The sequence below is a fragment of the Wohlfahrtiimonas sp. XWW7 genome (genome assembly GCF_056716055.1).
The window spans coordinates 953,924-969,840 of sequence record NZ_CP168032.1 but is presented as its reverse complement, the minus strand read 5'-3'; the positions used below and the strand labels follow the sequence as shown (position 1 = coordinate 969,840).

The following is a 15,917-nucleotide window of genomic DNA, read 5'->3' as shown; positions in this document are numbered from 1 at the left end:
GTCTGTACCTATTCTGAATAGTCTTTAAAAAACGAATAAGAGTTCGTTATATCATGCTCAATTTGCTTTCGCAAATCATCAAGTGTATCAAACTTAATTTCGTCTCTCATCTTATTAATAAAAGAAATTTTGAAGAACTGACCGTAGAGATCCTCATTAGTATCATGCAGATGAACTTCAAGCACAACATTTGTACCGCCAATCGTTGGACGAAAACCAATACTAGCCGCACCAGTATATTTTTTGCCTGTGCATAAGTTCTCAGCAATAGCGTTATAAATCCCCATTAACGGGAAATCATGTTGTAAATGAATGTTAATCGTTGGCATGCCCCAAGTACGCGCTAATTGATTCCCTGGTACAACTTTACCAATCAAACTATAATCTCTTCCTAAAAATTCCTTAGCCGAAGCCAACTCTCCCTTTGCAAGAAATTCTCGAATTTTTGTGGATGACACGCGCACATCATGACGCATTAAGTCATCAATGGCAGAAAAATGATATCTGCCTTCTAAAGCCTGAGTTAAAAACTCAATATTCCCTTGTGCTTTATGGCCAAATTTAAAATCATTACCCACAAAGAGTGCTTTCATTTGTAAATGATCAATTAAAATATCATTCAAAAAACTATCTGCTGTAATGGTTGCCATTGCTTGAGAAAAGGGAATCAATACAATTTCATCCACTAAATCATTTTTCTTCAAAAACTCAGCTTTATCCCTCAATGACATCAAACGATGTGCCATGCCTTTTTTAAAATATTCTGGTGGCAATGGACTAAAAGTCACTAAAGTACGTTGTAAGTTATGCGCCTTGGCATGTTGATTTAACTCATTTAGAATCTTTTGATGACCTATATGAATACCGTCGAATGAACCAATAGTAATAGCACGACCATCATAATGAGATGGTAATGAAGAGAGATTTAGATGTGTAAAATACATATTTCACCAAATAATAAAAAGGCCGGATGAACCGGCCTATTCTATCAATTTTAAAACAATTACTCAGCTTTATCTGCTGGTACTGTTGCGCGATCAACTAGCTCAACATAAGCCATTGGCGCGTTATCACCTGCACGGTTACCACACTTAAGAATTCTTAAGTAACCGCCTGGACGTTGTTGCATACGTGGTGCAATTTCAGTGAACAATTTTGCAACTGCTGCTTCTGAACGCAAACGAGCAAATGCTAAACGACGGTTAGCAACTGAGTCAACTTTTGCCAAAGTAATTAAAGGCTCAACAACTGATCTTAATTCTTTAGCTTTTGGTAATGTTGTTTTAATTAATTCATGCTCAATCATAGAAACAGCCATGTTCTTGAACATTGCTTTTCTATGCGCTGATGTGCGACTAAAGGCACGACCTGATTTACGATGACGCATTAGAATAATTCCTTAAAAATTTTGTAACTTAATTATGCTGGCGGCTTGCTCACATCTAAATGTGCTGGTGGCCAATTGTCCAATTTAGTACCCAAAGACAAACCGTGTTGTGCAAGCACATCTTTAATTTCTGTTAAAGATTTCTTACCCAAGTTTGGAGTTTTCAATAACTCAACTTCAGTTTTTTGGATTAGCTCACCAATATAGTACAAGCTTTCTGCTTTTAAACAGTTTGCTGAACGTACAGTCAACTCAAGATCATCTACTGAACGCAATAAGATCGGATCGATTTCGCATACTGGCTCTTCTTTCTCTTCAATTACATCAGGTTTTGATTTTAGATCAACAAATACTGCTAATTGTTCATGCAAAATAGTTGCTGCAGCACGAATTGCTTTCTCTGGATCTAAACTACCATTGGTTTCAAGATTAATAACCAAGCGATCTAAGTTTGTTCTTTGTTCAACACGAGCAGTATCTACTTTGTAGCTAACAGTTCTCACTGGGCTAAAAGAAGCATCGATCTTGAAGTTGCCAATTTTTTGTGTCGCATCAGAAGCTGATTCACGAACACCTACTGGTTGATAACCACGACCATTTTCAACTTTTAAACGAAGCTTCAAAGAGCCTTGAGCTGTCAAGTTAGCGATCACATAATCAGGATTGAAAATTTCCACATTATGAGGAACCACTAAATCTTTAGCCGTCACAGGACCTTCACCAGATTTCTCTAGTGTTAAGTATGCTTCATCAGCATCGTGAAGTGATAAAGAAATTCCTTTAAGATTCAAAAGAAGATCTATTACGTCTTCATACATTCCAGGTACTGCTGTGTATTCCTTTTGAACACCTTCAATTTCACATTCAGTAATTGCTGAACCTGGCATTGAAGACAAAAGGATACGACGCAAAGCATTACCCAGCGTATGGCCAAAGCCACGCTCTAAAGGCTCGAGCGAGACTTCAGAACGTGTAGGACTAATTGTTTTTATATCAACAATCTTTGGCGTTAATAATTCATGTACAGCCATAATAAATATTCACCTAGATATTAACGTTAATCAATAATATTACTTAGAATACAATTCAACTACTAGTGATTCATTAATGTCTGCTGGTAAGTCGCTACGATCAGGGATACGCTTGTATGTACCTTCCATTTTAGAAGGCTCGATAGCCAACCAGTCAACAAAACCGTTGCTTTCAGCCAATTGCATAGCGTATTTAACACGTGTTTGCTGTTTTGCTTTTTCAGTTACAGAAATAACATCTTCTGCTTTCAACTGATATGAAGGAATGTTAACTGATTTACCATTCACTAATACTGCTCTATGAGAAACTAATTGTCTAGCTTCTGCACGAGTTACAGCAAAACCCATACGATAAACAACGTTATCCAAACGGCATTCTAAGATTTGCAATAAGTTCTCACCAGTAGAGCCTTTACGACGTGCAGCTTCTGCATAGTAAGATCTAAATTGCTTTTCTAATACACCATAGATACGACGTAACTTTTGCTTCTCACGAAGCTGTTCACCATAAACTGATAACTTCTTAGGACGAGCGCCGTGTTGACCTGGTGCTTTATCATGAAGTTTAGTCTTTGATTCGAAAGGACGAGCTGGTGATTTTAAGAAAAGATCCGTACCTTCTCTTCTTTCTAATTTACATTTAGGACCGATATAACGTGCCATTTAAATACTCCAATTATACTCTACGTTTCTTAGGTGGACGACAACCATTATGAGGAATTGGTGTTACGTCAACGATAGATGTGATTTTGTACCCTAAAGCATTTAATGCACGTACCGCAGATTCACGACCTGGGCCTGGACCATTAACTTCAACGTCAAGATTTTTCAAACCATACTCTTTAGCTGTAGTACCTGCTCTTTCAGCTGCAACCTGTGCTGCAAAAGGAGTAGATTTTCTAGAGCCACGGAAACCAGAACCACCAGATGTAGCCCAAGATAACGCGTTACCTTGACGATCTGTAATAGTTACGATTGTATTATTGAACGATGCATGTATGTGTGCGACACCGTCTACAACAGTTCTTCTAACACGCTTACGTGTTTTTACTGAAGGTTTTGCCATCACTAATTCCTATAAATTTTTATTTCTTAACTAAACGTCTTGGGCCTTTACGAGTGCGTGCATTCGTTTTGGTACGTTGTCCGCGTACAGGTAAACCACGACGATGTCTGATACCACGGTAACAACCAAGATCCATTAGTCTTTTAATACTCATTGACACTTCACGACGAAGGTCACCCTCTACTACGAATTGCGCAACTTGCGCACGTAGTGCTTCAACTTGATCTTCAGTAAGATCACTTACCTTTGTAGTTGGATCAACTTGTGCATTTTGACAAATTGCTTTTGCGCGTGTAGCGCCAACGCCATAAATGGACTGCAAAGCAATAATAACATGTTTTTTGAGCGGTAAGTTTACACCTGCTATACGTGCCATATATTATGAAACTCCGAAAATTTTTGTTTTATGACCAAGGGGTGGAATTCTATACTGTTTTTTAGAATTCCACAAATTTAATTATCCTTGACGTTGCTTATGACGTCCATCTTCACAGATAACTCTAATCACACCATGGCGTTTAATGATTTTGCACTTTCTGCAAATTTTTTTAACTGATGCTCTAACTTTCATAAAAACTCCTAATCGAGAATATTTTAGATTGATGGCGGTTTGCCATTTAAAGCATTGCTAATATTAGCTTTTTTCATCAAAGATGAATACTGTTGGGATACCAACTGAGCTTGAACTTGAGCAATTAAGTCCATGACAACTACAACCGCGATCAGAATAGAAGTACCACCGAAATAACTTGGGAAGTTAAAAATTGCGCCCAACATATCTGGTAATAAACAGATAGCCGTAATATACAACGCACCCCAAAGTGTAATTCTAGTTAATACTTTATCAAAAAACTGAGAAGTTTGAATTCCTGGGCGAATACCTGGAATAAAACCACCAGAACGCTTTAAATTTTCAGCTGTTTCTTTTGAATTAAACTGAATTGCAGTATAAAAGAAGCAGAAGAAAATAATTAAAGCAGCAAATAAAATCATATAAGCTGGTTGACCTGGTGTGAAATACTTAACACCATAGTTACCAATTTTTTGAAAGAATTGACCTGCAAAAAATGAGAACTTTTGTAAACCAGACATAGGACCATCAACAACCTGTACTTCAATCTTAGCCAGTGCTGCTGAAATTGTGTAAACGAAAGACAAGAATGCCGAGCCGAAAATTGCTGGAATAACACCTGCCATATTAAGTTTCAATGGAAGATGTGTCGTTTGCCCACCAATTGACATTTGGCGCCCCTGTTGTTTTCTTGCATAATTGATCGTAATACGGCGTTGGCCACGTTCAATAAATACAACCAACAACACAATCGCCATAACAAATAAAATTACAAAAACAACTTTCAAATATGCAAGTGTTGTACCTTCAGTACGTGCAGTATCAAATAATGCGCTAACTCCTGTCGGCATCCCCATTAAAATGCTAGCAAAGATGATCATAGAGATACCATTACCAACACCTCTCTCAGAGATTTGTTCACCCAACCACATTAGGAAAATTGTACCTGTAATCCAAGTAATTACAGCCAATAAGACAAAGTTAAAGGCAGGGATCACGACAATATTTGCGCTAAAACCTAAAGAACCATTAACAATACCAAATGCATATGCCGTACCTTGCGCTGCAGCAAAAACAATTGTGAGATAACGCGTATATTGCGTTATCTTACGACGCCCTGCTTGGCCTTCTTTTTTAATTTGTTCAAGTGGTGGGTATACCACACTTAGCATCTGAATAACAATAGACGCTGTAATGTATGGCATAACCCCTAGCATAAAAATCGACATCCTTTCAAATGCGCCACCTGAAAACAGGTTCATCATCGCACTTAAACCTTGGCCTTCACCTGGTTGTGTCATTTGATCCATTAACAATGGAACATTGATCCCAGGGACCGTGATATGCACACCTAAACGGTAAACAATCAAAGCCAACATCAAAAATAAAAAACGAGATTTTAATTCTGATAAATTGCCAAGCTGAGGAAGTTGATTATTTTTCATACTATATCTTTATTCGTTGATTGTTCCACCTGCCGCCAAGATTGCTTCCTTAGCACCTTTTGTAACCGCTAAACCATTAATAGTTACTGCACGGTCAATTGTACCTGAAAGAACGATTTTTGCTCTTTCAAATTTACCTGCAATCACATTTGATGATTTCAAAGCGATTAAATCAATCTCTGTACCTTGTACTTTTGCCAATGCAGACAAAGGAACTTCAGCTGTTTTCAAAGAGATTTGAGAAACGAAGCCTACTTTTGGAAGACGACGTTGTAAAGGCATCTGACCGCCTTCGAAACCTACTTTATGATAACCACCTGAGCGTGAATGCTGACCTTTATGACCACGACCAGCAGTTTTACCCAATCCAGAACCAATACCACGTCCTAAACGCTTCTTAGCTTTGCGACTACCATCTGTACAAGTTAAAGTGTTTAAATGCATTATTTCACCTATTTTTCAGAAACTTTCAATAAATAGGACACTTTATTAATCATCCCTCTGTTTTCTGGTGTATCTTGAACTTCAACAGTATGATTAATTTTTCTTAATCCTAAACCACGCACACAATCTTTATGTGACTGTAGGCGACCATTGGTACTTTTAACCAAAGTAACAGTAATAGTACTCATGAATTACTCCTTAATGTCTTCAACTGAAAGACCACGCTTAGCAGCGATATCTTCAGGTGATTTCATAGAGCATAATCCTTCGATTGTTGCACGAACAACATTGATAGGATTACGTGAATTTTGACATTTAGCCAAAACATCCTTAACACCAGCAACTTCAAATACAGCACGCATTGCGCCACCAGCGATAACGCCAGTACCTTCTGAAGCAGGTTGCATATAAACGCGCGCTGCGCCATGAACACCTGTTACTGGATATTGCAATGTACCGTTTGTTAAAGATACTTCTTTAATACTTTTACGTGCTTGCTCTACTGACTTTTGGATAGCCAAAGGAACTTCTTTAGCTTTACCGTATCCAAAACCTACGCGACCATTACCATCACCTACTACTGTCAAAGCAGCAAATGCAAATTGACGTCCACCCTTAACTGTTTTAGATACACGATTTACCGCAACAAGCTTTTCTTGGAAAGCATCTGCTTGTGCAGCAACGTTTGTATTTTCTGATTTCTTTGCCATATCAAATCCCTATTAGAATTGTAAGCCAGCTTCGCGAGCTGAATCTGCCAATGCTTTAATGCGTCCGTGGTATTGGAAACCAGCACGATCAAAAGCAACAGTTGTAATGTCTGCTTTCAATGCACGTTCTGCAACTACTTTACCAACCACCTTAGCTGCATCCACGTTACCACCATTTTGGATTTGAGCACGAACTTCTTTATCTAAAGAAGATGCTGCAGCCAAAATAGTTTTACCGCATGGAGAAATTACTTGAGCATAGATATGACGAGGCGTTCTAAAAATTGTTAAACGAGTCGCACCAATTTCTCTGATTTTTGCTCTAGCTTTACGACTACGACGTAGTCTAGCTTCTTTTTTCAAGTTCATAGATCACCTACTTCTTCTTAACTTCTTTCAATGAAACAACTTCGTCAGCATAACGTACACCTTTACCTTTATATGGCTCTGGTGGTCTGTAAGCGCGAACTTTTGCTGCTACTTCACCAACTGCTTGTTTATCAACACCACGAATGATGATTTCAGTTTGAGAAGGAGTTTCACAAGTTACACCTTCAGGCATAGCGTGAACTACTGGGTGAGAAAAACCTAATGAAAGATTTAAAGCAGTACCTTGAGCTTGCGCACGGTAACCAACACCAACTAAAAGTAATTTCTTTTCGAAGCCTGCTGATACACCGATAACCATATTGTTTACCAATGAACGCATAGTACCTGCTAAAGCATAGCTACCTTTTGTTTGATCCAAATCAGGAACGATAACCAAGTTACCATCTTCCTGTTTAATACCAACTGCTGAATGCAATTGTAATTCGCTAGAGCCTTTAGCGCCCTTAACTTTCACCAAATTACCTGTGATAGATACTTCAACACCAGCAGGAATTGGAATAATTTTCTTTGCTACACGAGACATATCCTACTCCTTACGCTACGAAACAAATAACTTCACCACCTAAGGACATAGCTCGTGCTTTACGATCTGTCATCAAACCTTTAGAGGTAGAGATGATCGCAATACCTAAGCCACCCAAAACTGATGGAAGTTGATCTTTACTTCTGTAGATACGAAGGCTTGGACGGCTTACGCGATCTAAAGTCTCGATTACAGCTTTACCTTGGTAATATTTCAACGTAACTACTAAAGTCTTTTTAACACCTTCAGAAGTTACTTCAAAACCTGAAATATAACCTTCATCTTTTAATACTTTCGCAATTGCTTCTTTTTTTGTAGAAGAAGGCATTGCTACAGTTTCTTTTTGTGCAGATTGTGCGTTACGAATTCTCGTCAACATATCTGCAATTGGATCATGCATACTCATGAATTATCTCCTCAATTACCAACTTGCTTTACGTAAGCCTGGGATGTCACCGCGCATAGTAATTTCGCGCAATTTGTTACGACCCAAACCAAATTTGCTGTACACACCGTGCGGACGACCAGTAATCGAACAACGAGAGTGTTTACGTGAAGCAGAAGAGTCACGAGGCATTTTCTGCAAAGCGATAACAGCTGCTTGCTTTTCTTCAAAACTCACAGTTTCGCTTTTAATAATATCTTTTAAGCGATTACGCTTAGCTTGTAATCTTTCAACCAATTTTGCTCTTTTAAGCTCACGATTGATCATTGATTTTTTTGCCATAATATTACCTATTAATTACGGAATGGGAAGCCAAATGCAGCGATTAATGCTTTTGCTTCAGCATCAGTTTTTGCAGTTGTCGTAAAGTTAATGTCCATACCACGTAATGCATCAACTTTTTCATAATCGATTTCTGGGAAAATGATTTGCTCTTTGATACCGAAGCTATAGTTACCACGACCATCAAAAGAACGACCATTGATACCACGGAAGTCACGTACACGTGGCAACGAGATATTAATCAAACGATCCAAAAATTCATACATATGAGCACGACGTAAAGTTACTTTACAACCTACAGGCCAACCATCACGGATTTTAAAACCAGCAATTGATTTCTTTGACAAAGTCACAACTGGTTTTTGACCTGCGATAGCAGCCATATCAGCTACTGCAGAATCCATTACTTTTTTATCAGCAACAGCTTCACCAACACCCATATTCAAGGTAATTTTAGTGATTTTTGGTACTTCCATTGGATTTTTATATCCAAATTGTTCCATCAATTTAGGAACAACTACATCACTGTAGTATTGATTTAATCTTGTCATAAATTAATCCTAGCCAAACGGATATATTAAAGAAATGCATCCTATTCAGCGACTGTTAAAACAAACACTCTCATAGACATACATCTATGAGAGTAGAGCACAATACAATAACAGAAAAACTAGGGATTAGCCAATTTTTTTGTTAGTTGATTTAAAAAATCTTTCTCTAGTGAAAGTATTTTTACCATTTGCATCAGTAGTAGCAGTTACTTCGATGCGAACGCGATCACCTTTCTTAGTTTCTGGATTGAAGATCATAACGTTAGAAATATGGATTGTTGCTTCCTGTTCTACGCGACCACCTTCGATACCACGTTGTGGGTTTGGCTTAACATGTTTAATTTTCTTGTTAACACCCGCAACTAAAACTCTTGAGCCGTCTTTAGTAATTGAAACGATATGACCAGTTTTACCTTTGTCATTACCAGCAATTACTACAACTTCATCACCTTTACGTAATTTATTCATGCTATCACCTTAAATTACTTCTGGAGCTAAAGAGATGATCTTCATGAAACGATCACCACGAAGCTCGCGAGTTACTGGTCCAAAAATACGAGTACCAATTGGTTCAAATTTTGAGTTCAACAATACTGCTGCATTGCCATCAAATTTTACCAATGAACCGTCATCACGACGAACACCTTTACGTGTTCTAACAACTAATGCGTTGTAGATTTCACCTTTCTTCGCACGACCACGCGGAATAGCATCTTTAACAGATACTTTAATGATGTCACCAACACCAGCATAACGACGATGTGAACCACCCAAAACCTTGATACACATCAAGCGCTTTGCACCAGAGTTATCAGCAACTTCAAGCATAGATTGAGTTTGAATCATTTCACTAACCTCTTGCTTCTTCGATCACTTTAACCAATTCCCAAGATTTCAACTTAGACATTGGACGTGATTGTTTAATTTCGACTAAATCACCCATTTTACAGATGTTATTTTCATCATGCGCATGAAACTTCGTAGAGCGCTTGATGTATTTACCATAAATAGGATGTTTTACTAGACGTTCAACCAACACTGTAATTGTTTTATCCATCTTATCAGATGAAACGCGGCCAACTACTGTACGCTCAACTTTTTGTTTAACTTCAGACATTACTCACCTGCCTTTTGTGCTAAAACTGTGTTGATTTGAGCAATTTGCTTACGAGTTGCTTTGAACTGGTGTGGTTTTTCCAACTGACCAGTTGCTTTTTGCATACGCAAGTTAAATTGTGCTTTACGCAATTCTAAACGCTCAGCTTTTAACTCTTCAACGCTCTTAGCAGATAATGTTTCCATAAAATTATTACTCATAATCATCACCTTATAGTACTGTTCTAGCAACAAACGTTGTCTGAACAGCTAATTTAGCAGCCGCTAAACGGAATGCTTCACGTGCAACATCTTCAGCCACACCTTCGATTTCGTATAACATTCTGCCTGGTTGAACTTTAGCTACCCAATATTCAACATTACCCTTACCACTACCCATACGAACCTCTAAAGGTTTATTAGTAATTGGCACATCTGGGAAAACGCGAATATAAACTTTACCACCACGACGAACATAACGATTGATCGCACGACGTGCAGATTCGATCTGACGCGCTGTAATACGACCACGTGTCGTAGCTTTCAAGCCGAATTCACCAAAGCTAACTTGATTACCAGCAAGTGCGTTACCGCGGTTGCGGCCTTTACGCATTTTTCTAAATTTTGTACGTTTAGGCTGTAACATAATTATTCACCTCTCTTTTTAGAGCGACGACCTTTTTCTGGTTGCTCATCAGCTTTTTGATAGTCGAATACTTCACCCTTATAGATCCAAACTTTGATACCTAGGATACCGTAAGTAGTTAAAGCTTCAGCTGTACCATAGTCGATGTTCGCACGCAATGTATGTAATGGCACACGACCTTCACGATACCATTCCATACGAGCAATTTCTGCACCATTTAAACGACCAGAAACATTCACACGGATACCTTCCGCACCTAGCTTCATAGTGTTTGTTACAGCGCGCTTCATTGCACGACGAAACATTACACGGCGTTCTAATTGCTGTGCAATACCTTCAGCAACCAAATAAGCATCTAATTCAGGCTTTTTGATTTCTTCGATTGCTACATGCACAGGACAACCCATAATTTTAGTTAACTGTGTACGTAATTTCTCGATATCCTCACCTTTCTTACCAATAACAACACCAGGACGAGCTGTGAAGATCGTTACTTGTGCTGACTTGCTTGGACGAGTGATTTGGATTTTAGAAACTGCAGCGCTTGCTAATTCTTTACGAAGAAACTCACGAGCTCTGAAATCTGCTTCGATAAATTCAGGAAATTCCTTACTGCTTGCATACCAACGTGAATTCCAATCTTTAGAGATACCTAAACGAATTCCGGTTGGATTAACTTTTTGACCCATTATAGTCTCCCTTATTCTGCTACTGTGATCGCAACATGGCTAGTACGCTTAAGGATGCGGCTACCGCGACCTTTTGCACGTGCTCTCATGCGCTTAAGAACAGGACCAGCGTCAACCATAACCGCTTGTACTTTCAAGCCGTCGATGTCTAATGCTTGATTGTTTTCTGCATTAGCAATCGCTGAGTTCAATACTTTCTTCATGATGTCAGCTGCTTTCTTATCGCTGAATTCCAAAAGAGCTAATGCACGCTCAACTGGTAAACCGCGAATTTGATCAGCAACTAAGCGCGCTTTCTGAGGAGAGATACGCGCAAATTTTAATGTAGCTGTTTGCATAATAAACTCCTATCGCGCTTTTTTGTCTGCAACGTGACCACGATAAGTACGAGTAAGAGCAAACTCACCCAACTTATGACCAATCATGTTTTCAGTAATTAAAATCGGAACATGCACCTTACCGTTGTGCACTGCAATTGTTAGACCAATCATTTCAGGAAGGATCATTGAGCGACGAGACCAAGTTTTAATTGGCTTGCGGCTTTTAGAAGCAATAGCTTCTTCAACTTTCTTCATTAAGTGATGATCGATAAATGGGCCTTTCTTAATAGAACGTGGCATAAATTATCCTTTATCTTACTTATTACGACGACGAACAATAAACTTATCAGTACGTTTATTAGTTCTTGTTTTGTAACCTTTAGTAGGCACACCCCAAGGAGTAACAGGATGACGACCACCCTTACTACGACCTTCACCACCACCATGAGGGTGATCTACCGGGTTCATACACGCACCACGGACTGTAGGACGAACACCTAACCAACGCTTAGCACCAGCTTTACCCAATACGCGCAAGCTGTGCTCACCATTAGATACTTCACCTAAAGTCGCTTTACAATCAAGATGTACACGACGCATTTCACCTGAACGTAAACGCAAAGTTACAAATTGACCTTCACGAGCTACTAACTGAACGCCAGCACCAGCCGAACGAGCCAACTGAGCACCTTTACCTTCTTTCAACTCAACACAGTGGATTGTAGAACCCACTGGGATATTACGAAGAGGCAAAGCATTACCAGGCTTAATTGGAGCACCAGAACCTGACAATAATACAGCACCTTCAGTTACACCTTTAGGTGCAATGATGTAACGACGCTCACCATCTGCATAACACAACAATGCAATATGCGCAGTACGATTAGGATCATATTCAATACGCTCAACACGCGCAGGAATATTATCTTTATCACGCTTAAAGTCAACGATACGATAGTGTTGCTTATGACCGCCACCGATGTGACGAGTTGTAATACGACCATTATTATTACGACCACCAGTCTTTGACTTACTGCCTAATAATGGAGCGTATGGAGCGCCTTTATGCAAACCAGGCGTCACAATTTTAATCATATTGCGACGGCCAGCTGATGTTGGCTTAGTCTTAACAATTGCCATTATGCACCACCTACAAAATCAATAGTTTGTCCATCAGCTAAAGTAACATATGCTTTTTTCCAATCTTGTCTTTGACCAACAAAACGACCTAAACGTTTTTGCTTGCCATTTTGAATCGCAACAGTTACAGCGCTAACTTTAACATTAAAACTCAACTCTACAGCTTGTTTAATTTCAAGCTTAGTAGCATCTTTCAATACCTTAAAACAGATCTGACCAGCCGTTTCTTCTAAACGAGCCGTTTTTTCTGACGCGTGAGGCGCAAGAATAATCTGCATCAAACGTTCTTCTTTCATACTCATGCTAACCACTCCGCTACAGATGTTAATGCTTCTTGAGTCATAACAACTTTTTCAAATTGGATTAGGCTTACTGGATCAATACCCGCAGCATCAATAACTTGTACATATGGCAAGTTACGAGTTGCTAAGTATAAAGGCAAGTCAATCGCTTGAGTTACCAACAATGCGTTGTTACCTACATTTAAATCCTGAAGCATTTTTAAAGCTGCTTTAGTTTTTGACTCAGCCAATTCAATTTTATCTACAACAACCAAACGATCTTGTCTGATTAATTCAGAGAAAATTGATGCAATAGCTGCACGATACATTTTTTTATTAACTTTTTGTTCCCAGTTTTGTGGCTTAGCAGCAAATGTTACACCACCAGAACGCCAAATTGGACTGCGAGAAGAACCAGCACGCGCACGACCTGTACCTTTTTGTCTCCATGGCTTAATTCCGCCACCTTTAACTTCAGAACGAGTCTTTTGAGCACGAGTACCAGCACGACCTGCCGCTTGATACGCCACAACTACTTGATGAACAAGAGTTTCATTGAATTCACGAGCAAAGATAGAATCTTCTAATGCAACCGTTGAACCATTTTTAATATTTAATTCCATTGATTACCCCTTTGCCTTAACTGAAGGTTTGATAATCACGTTACCGCCTTTAGCTCCAGGCACAGCACCTTTAACTAAAACGATATTTTTATCAGCATCAATACGTACGATTTCTAAGTTCAATGCTGTACGCTTAACGGCACCCATGTGACCTGTCATTTTCTTACCTTTGAAAACACGACCAGGATCTTGACATTGCCCGATAGAACCAGGAACACGATGTGATAATGAGTTACCGTGAGAATTTCTTTGACCAGAGAAGTTCCAACGTTTAATAGTACCTGCGAAACCTTTACCTTGGCTCACACCACTTACGTCAACTTTCTGACCTTCTTCAAACACTGAAGTTGTGATTTCTTGTCCAAGTGCGAATTCTGCCACGTCTTCAACGCGGAATTCCCACAAGCCACGACCTGCTTCCACTTTTGCTTTAGCAAAATGACCAGCTGCAGCCTTATTTACACGACTTGCTCTTCTTACACCTGTTGTTACTTGAACAGAAGTATAACCATCTACTTGACTGTTTTTAACTTGAGTTACTCTGTTAGGAGTTACTTCTAAAACAGTTACAGCGATGGATTCACCACTTTCAGTAAATACGCGAGTCATCCCCGCTTTACGTCCTACTAATCCAATTGCCATTTTAAAACCTCAATATAGATAAATCACGAGAGGAAGGTTGGCCACCTTCTTCGCCCAGTTGATTAAGTTAGGATTAACCTAATTTAATCTGAACATCAACACCTGCCGCCAAGTCTAGCTTCATCAAAGCATCAACTGTTTTTTCAGTAGGATTAATGATATCCATCAAACGCTTATGCGTTTTTAACTCATACTGATCACGCGCATCTTTATTTACGTGCGGAGAGATCAATACTGTGAAACGCTCAGTTTTTACAGGCAATGGGATTGGACCCTTAATTTGCGCACCTGTACGCTTAGCTGTTTCAACAATTTCTTTAGCTGATTGATCGATTAAACGATGATCAAAAGCTTTTAAACGAATACGAATTTTTTGATTGGTCATTTTTATTTCTCAAAACGATGCGCCCCAACAGGGCGCATACTAATTAAATTGATCTATTACGCAATAATTTTAGCTACAACGCCAGCACCAACAGTACGGCCACCTTCACGGATTGCGAAACGCAAACCTTCATCCATTGCGATTGGGTTGATCAACTCAACTACCATCTTGATGTTATCACCAGGCATAACCATTTCCACGCCTTCTGGCAATTCTACAGCACCAGTCACGTCAGTTGTACGGAAGTAGAACTGTGGACGGTAACCTTTAAAGAATGGAGTATGACGACCGCCTTCATCTTTAGACAATACATATACTTCAGCTTCAAATTTTGTATGAGGCTTGATTGAACCTGGTTTTGCCAATACTTGACCACGTTGTACATCTTCACGCTTAGTACCACGCAACAATACACCAACGTTATCACCAGCTTGACCTTGATCCAACAACTTACGGAACATTTCAACACCAGTACAAGTTGTTTTAGCTGTTTCAGTGATACCAACGATTTCTAATTCTTCACCAACTTTAACAATACCTGATTCGATACGACCAGTAATTACTGTACCACGACCAGAGATTGAGAATACATCTTCGATTGGCATCAAGAATGGCTTATCAATTTCACGAGCAGGCTCAGGAATGTAAGAATCTAATGCATCTACTAATTTAATAATTGCTGGAACACCGATTTCTGACTCATCGCCTTCCAATGCTTTCAAAGCAGAACCAACAATAATTGGAGTATCATCACCTGGGAAATCGTAAGTGCTTAACAAGTCACGAACTTCCATTTCAACCAATTCGATCAACTCAGCATCATCAACCATGTCAGCTTTGTTCAAGAATACAACGATGTATGGAACACCTACTTGACGTGACAACAAGATGTGTTCGCGAGTTTGAGGCATAGGACCATCAGCTGCTGAACAAACCAAAATAGCGCCATCCATCTGAGCAGCACCAGTGATCATGTTTTTAACATAGTCCGCATGTCCAGGGCAGTCAACGTGTGCATAATGACGCGTATCTGATTCATATTCTACATGTGATGTAGAGATTGTAATACCACGCGCTCTTTCTTCTGGCGCTTTATCGATTTGATCGTATGCTTGAGAAGCACCACCGAAACGGTCTGCACCAACTTTAGTCAAAGCAGCAGTTAATGTTGTTTTACCATGGTCAACGTGACCAATTGTACCCACGTTTACGTGCGGTTTATTACGACTGAATTTTTCCTTAGACACAATA

Annotated in this window: 30 protein-coding genes; all 30 read right to left on the bottom strand. The window is 39.2% G+C overall.

Features of this window, described 5'->3' with window-relative positions; translation table 11 throughout:
• Positions 1-8: 8 nt before the first annotated feature.
• Positions 9-944, bottom strand: a complete 936-nt coding sequence (gene ribF / locus ACA100_RS04785) for a riboflavin biosynthesis protein RibF (RefSeq protein ID WP_481078839.1) — start codon at positions 942-944, stop codon at positions 9-11.
• A gap of 59 nt (positions 945-1,003) precedes the next feature.
• Positions 1,004-1,387 (bottom strand): 50S ribosomal protein L17, encoded by a 384-nt coding sequence (rplQ, locus tag ACA100_RS04780; protein ID WP_481078838.1) that lies wholly within the window; start codon positions 1,385-1,387, stop codon positions 1,004-1,006.
• Between the two features lie 32 nt (positions 1,388-1,419).
• Positions 1,420-2,418, bottom strand: coding sequence for a DNA-directed RNA polymerase subunit alpha (locus ACA100_RS04775; protein ID WP_481078837.1), 999 nt, complete (start codon positions 2,416-2,418; stop codon positions 1,420-1,422).
• Between the two features lie 39 nt (positions 2,419-2,457).
• Positions 2,458-3,081, bottom strand: a complete 624-nt coding sequence (gene rpsD, locus ACA100_RS04770; protein ID WP_481078836.1) for a 30S ribosomal protein S4 — start codon at positions 3,079-3,081, stop codon at positions 2,458-2,460.
• A 13-nt stretch (positions 3,082-3,094) separates the two neighbouring features.
• Complete coding sequence (gene rpsK, locus ACA100_RS04765) at positions 3,095-3,484, bottom strand: 30S ribosomal protein S11 (RefSeq protein WP_077926808.1); 390 nt, start codon at positions 3,482-3,484, stop codon at positions 3,095-3,097.
• Between the two features lie 19 nt (positions 3,485-3,503).
• On the bottom strand, positions 3,504-3,860 hold the full coding sequence (gene rpsM / locus ACA100_RS04760; RefSeq protein ID WP_481078835.1) for a 30S ribosomal protein S13: 357 nt from the start codon (positions 3,858-3,860) through the stop codon (positions 3,504-3,506).
• Between the two features lie 81 nt (positions 3,861-3,941).
• Positions 3,942-4,055, bottom strand: a complete 114-nt coding sequence (rpmJ, locus tag ACA100_RS04755) for a 50S ribosomal protein L36 (protein WP_081600423.1) — start codon at positions 4,053-4,055, stop codon at positions 3,942-3,944.
• Positions 4,056-4,078: 23 nt separating this feature from the next.
• Entirely contained in the window at positions 4,079-5,500 is a 1,422-nt protein-coding gene (secY, locus tag ACA100_RS04750) for a preprotein translocase subunit SecY (protein WP_481078834.1), read from the bottom strand.
• A 9-nt stretch (positions 5,501-5,509) separates the two neighbouring features.
• The gene (rplO, locus tag ACA100_RS04745; protein WP_481078833.1) at positions 5,510-5,944 is read right to left on the bottom strand and encodes a 50S ribosomal protein L15; all 435 of its coding nucleotides are present in this window, start codon (positions 5,942-5,944) and stop codon (positions 5,510-5,512) included.
• A gap of 8 nt (positions 5,945-5,952) precedes the next feature.
• On the bottom strand, positions 5,953-6,132 hold the full coding sequence (rpmD, locus tag ACA100_RS04740) for a 50S ribosomal protein L30 (RefSeq protein ID WP_077926813.1): 180 nt from the start codon (positions 6,130-6,132) through the stop codon (positions 5,953-5,955).
• A 3-nt stretch (positions 6,133-6,135) separates the two neighbouring features.
• The gene (gene rpsE, locus ACA100_RS04735) at positions 6,136-6,654 is read right to left on the bottom strand and encodes a 30S ribosomal protein S5 (protein ID WP_481078832.1); all 519 of its coding nucleotides are present in this window, start codon (positions 6,652-6,654) and stop codon (positions 6,136-6,138) included.
• A 12-nt stretch (positions 6,655-6,666) separates the two neighbouring features.
• On the bottom strand, positions 6,667-7,023 hold the full coding sequence (rplR, locus tag ACA100_RS04730) for a 50S ribosomal protein L18 (RefSeq protein ID WP_481078831.1): 357 nt from the start codon (positions 7,021-7,023) through the stop codon (positions 6,667-6,669).
• A gap of 7 nt (positions 7,024-7,030) precedes the next feature.
• Positions 7,031-7,567: a 50S ribosomal protein L6 gene (gene rplF / locus ACA100_RS04725; RefSeq protein WP_481078830.1), complete on the bottom strand. Its 537-nt coding sequence runs from the start codon at positions 7,565-7,567 to the stop codon at positions 7,031-7,033.
• A 10-nt stretch (positions 7,568-7,577) separates the two neighbouring features.
• Complete coding sequence (gene rpsH / locus ACA100_RS04720) at positions 7,578-7,973, bottom strand: 30S ribosomal protein S8 (protein WP_481078829.1); 396 nt, start codon at positions 7,971-7,973, stop codon at positions 7,578-7,580.
• 15 nt (positions 7,974-7,988) lie between these two features.
• The gene (gene rpsN / locus ACA100_RS04715; protein ID WP_077926818.1) at positions 7,989-8,294 is read right to left on the bottom strand and encodes a 30S ribosomal protein S14; all 306 of its coding nucleotides are present in this window, start codon (positions 8,292-8,294) and stop codon (positions 7,989-7,991) included.
• Positions 8,295-8,305: 11 nt separating this feature from the next.
• On the bottom strand, positions 8,306-8,845 hold the full coding sequence (gene rplE / locus ACA100_RS04710) for a 50S ribosomal protein L5 (protein ID WP_077926819.1): 540 nt from the start codon (positions 8,843-8,845) through the stop codon (positions 8,306-8,308).
• 126 nt (positions 8,846-8,971) lie between these two features.
• On the bottom strand, positions 8,972-9,313 hold the full coding sequence (rplX, locus tag ACA100_RS04705) for a 50S ribosomal protein L24 (protein ID WP_077926820.1): 342 nt from the start codon (positions 9,311-9,313) through the stop codon (positions 8,972-8,974).
• A 9-nt stretch (positions 9,314-9,322) separates the two neighbouring features.
• The gene (gene rplN, locus ACA100_RS04700; protein WP_077926821.1) at positions 9,323-9,691 is read right to left on the bottom strand and encodes a 50S ribosomal protein L14; all 369 of its coding nucleotides are present in this window, start codon (positions 9,689-9,691) and stop codon (positions 9,323-9,325) included.
• 4 nt (positions 9,692-9,695) lie between these two features.
• Positions 9,696-9,962 carry a 30S ribosomal protein S17 gene (gene rpsQ, locus ACA100_RS04695; RefSeq protein ID WP_481078828.1) on the bottom strand — a complete coding sequence of 89 codons (267 nt, stop codon included), beginning with the start codon at positions 9,960-9,962 and terminating at the stop codon, positions 9,696-9,698.
• The gene (gene rpmC / locus ACA100_RS04690) at positions 9,962-10,147 is read right to left on the bottom strand and encodes a 50S ribosomal protein L29 (RefSeq protein WP_171973733.1); all 186 of its coding nucleotides are present in this window, start codon (positions 10,145-10,147) and stop codon (positions 9,962-9,964) included. The genes rpsQ and rpmC overlap by 1 nt, the downstream gene beginning before the upstream one ends.
• 25 nt (positions 10,148-10,172) lie before the next feature.
• On the bottom strand, positions 10,173-10,586 hold the full coding sequence (gene rplP, locus ACA100_RS04685; RefSeq protein WP_077926824.1) for a 50S ribosomal protein L16: 414 nt from the start codon (positions 10,584-10,586) through the stop codon (positions 10,173-10,175).
• A 2-nt stretch (positions 10,587-10,588) separates the two neighbouring features.
• A complete protein-coding gene (rpsC, locus tag ACA100_RS04680) occupies positions 10,589-11,275 on the bottom strand; it encodes a 30S ribosomal protein S3 (protein ID WP_481078827.1) in 687 nt (228 codons plus the stop codon).
• An 11-nt stretch (positions 11,276-11,286) separates the two neighbouring features.
• Positions 11,287-11,613 carry a 50S ribosomal protein L22 gene (gene rplV, locus ACA100_RS04675; RefSeq protein ID WP_077926826.1) on the bottom strand — a complete coding sequence of 109 codons (327 nt, stop codon included), beginning with the start codon at positions 11,611-11,613 and terminating at the stop codon, positions 11,287-11,289.
• Positions 11,614-11,622: 9 nt separating this feature from the next.
• Positions 11,623-11,895 carry a 30S ribosomal protein S19 gene (gene rpsS / locus ACA100_RS04670; RefSeq protein ID WP_077926827.1) on the bottom strand — a complete coding sequence of 91 codons (273 nt, stop codon included), beginning with the start codon at positions 11,893-11,895 and terminating at the stop codon, positions 11,623-11,625.
• Positions 11,896-11,910: 15 nt separating this feature from the next.
• Positions 11,911-12,735, bottom strand: a complete 825-nt coding sequence (gene rplB, locus ACA100_RS04665; RefSeq protein WP_481078826.1) for a 50S ribosomal protein L2 — start codon at positions 12,733-12,735, stop codon at positions 11,911-11,913.
• A complete protein-coding gene (rplW, locus tag ACA100_RS04660; protein ID WP_077926829.1) occupies positions 12,735-13,037 on the bottom strand; it encodes a 50S ribosomal protein L23 in 303 nt (100 codons plus the stop codon). Before rplW ends, rplB begins: the two co-directional genes overlap by 1 nt.
• Positions 13,034-13,639, bottom strand: a complete 606-nt coding sequence (rplD, locus tag ACA100_RS04655) for a 50S ribosomal protein L4 (RefSeq protein ID WP_481078825.1) — start codon at positions 13,637-13,639, stop codon at positions 13,034-13,036. Before rplD ends, rplW begins: the two co-directional genes overlap by 4 nt.
• A 3-nt stretch (positions 13,640-13,642) precedes the next feature.
• Positions 13,643-14,281, bottom strand: a complete 639-nt coding sequence (gene rplC, locus ACA100_RS04650) for a 50S ribosomal protein L3 (RefSeq protein WP_481078824.1) — start codon at positions 14,279-14,281, stop codon at positions 13,643-13,645.
• A 73-nt stretch (positions 14,282-14,354) separates the two neighbouring features.
• The gene (rpsJ, locus tag ACA100_RS04645; protein WP_077926832.1) at positions 14,355-14,666 is read right to left on the bottom strand and encodes a 30S ribosomal protein S10; all 312 of its coding nucleotides are present in this window, start codon (positions 14,664-14,666) and stop codon (positions 14,355-14,357) included.
• Positions 14,667-14,722: 56 nt separating this feature from the next.
• A complete protein-coding gene (tuf, locus tag ACA100_RS04640; protein WP_481078823.1) occupies positions 14,723-15,913 on the bottom strand; it encodes an elongation factor Tu in 1,191 nt (396 codons plus the stop codon).
• Positions 15,914-15,917: the final 4 nt, after the last annotated feature.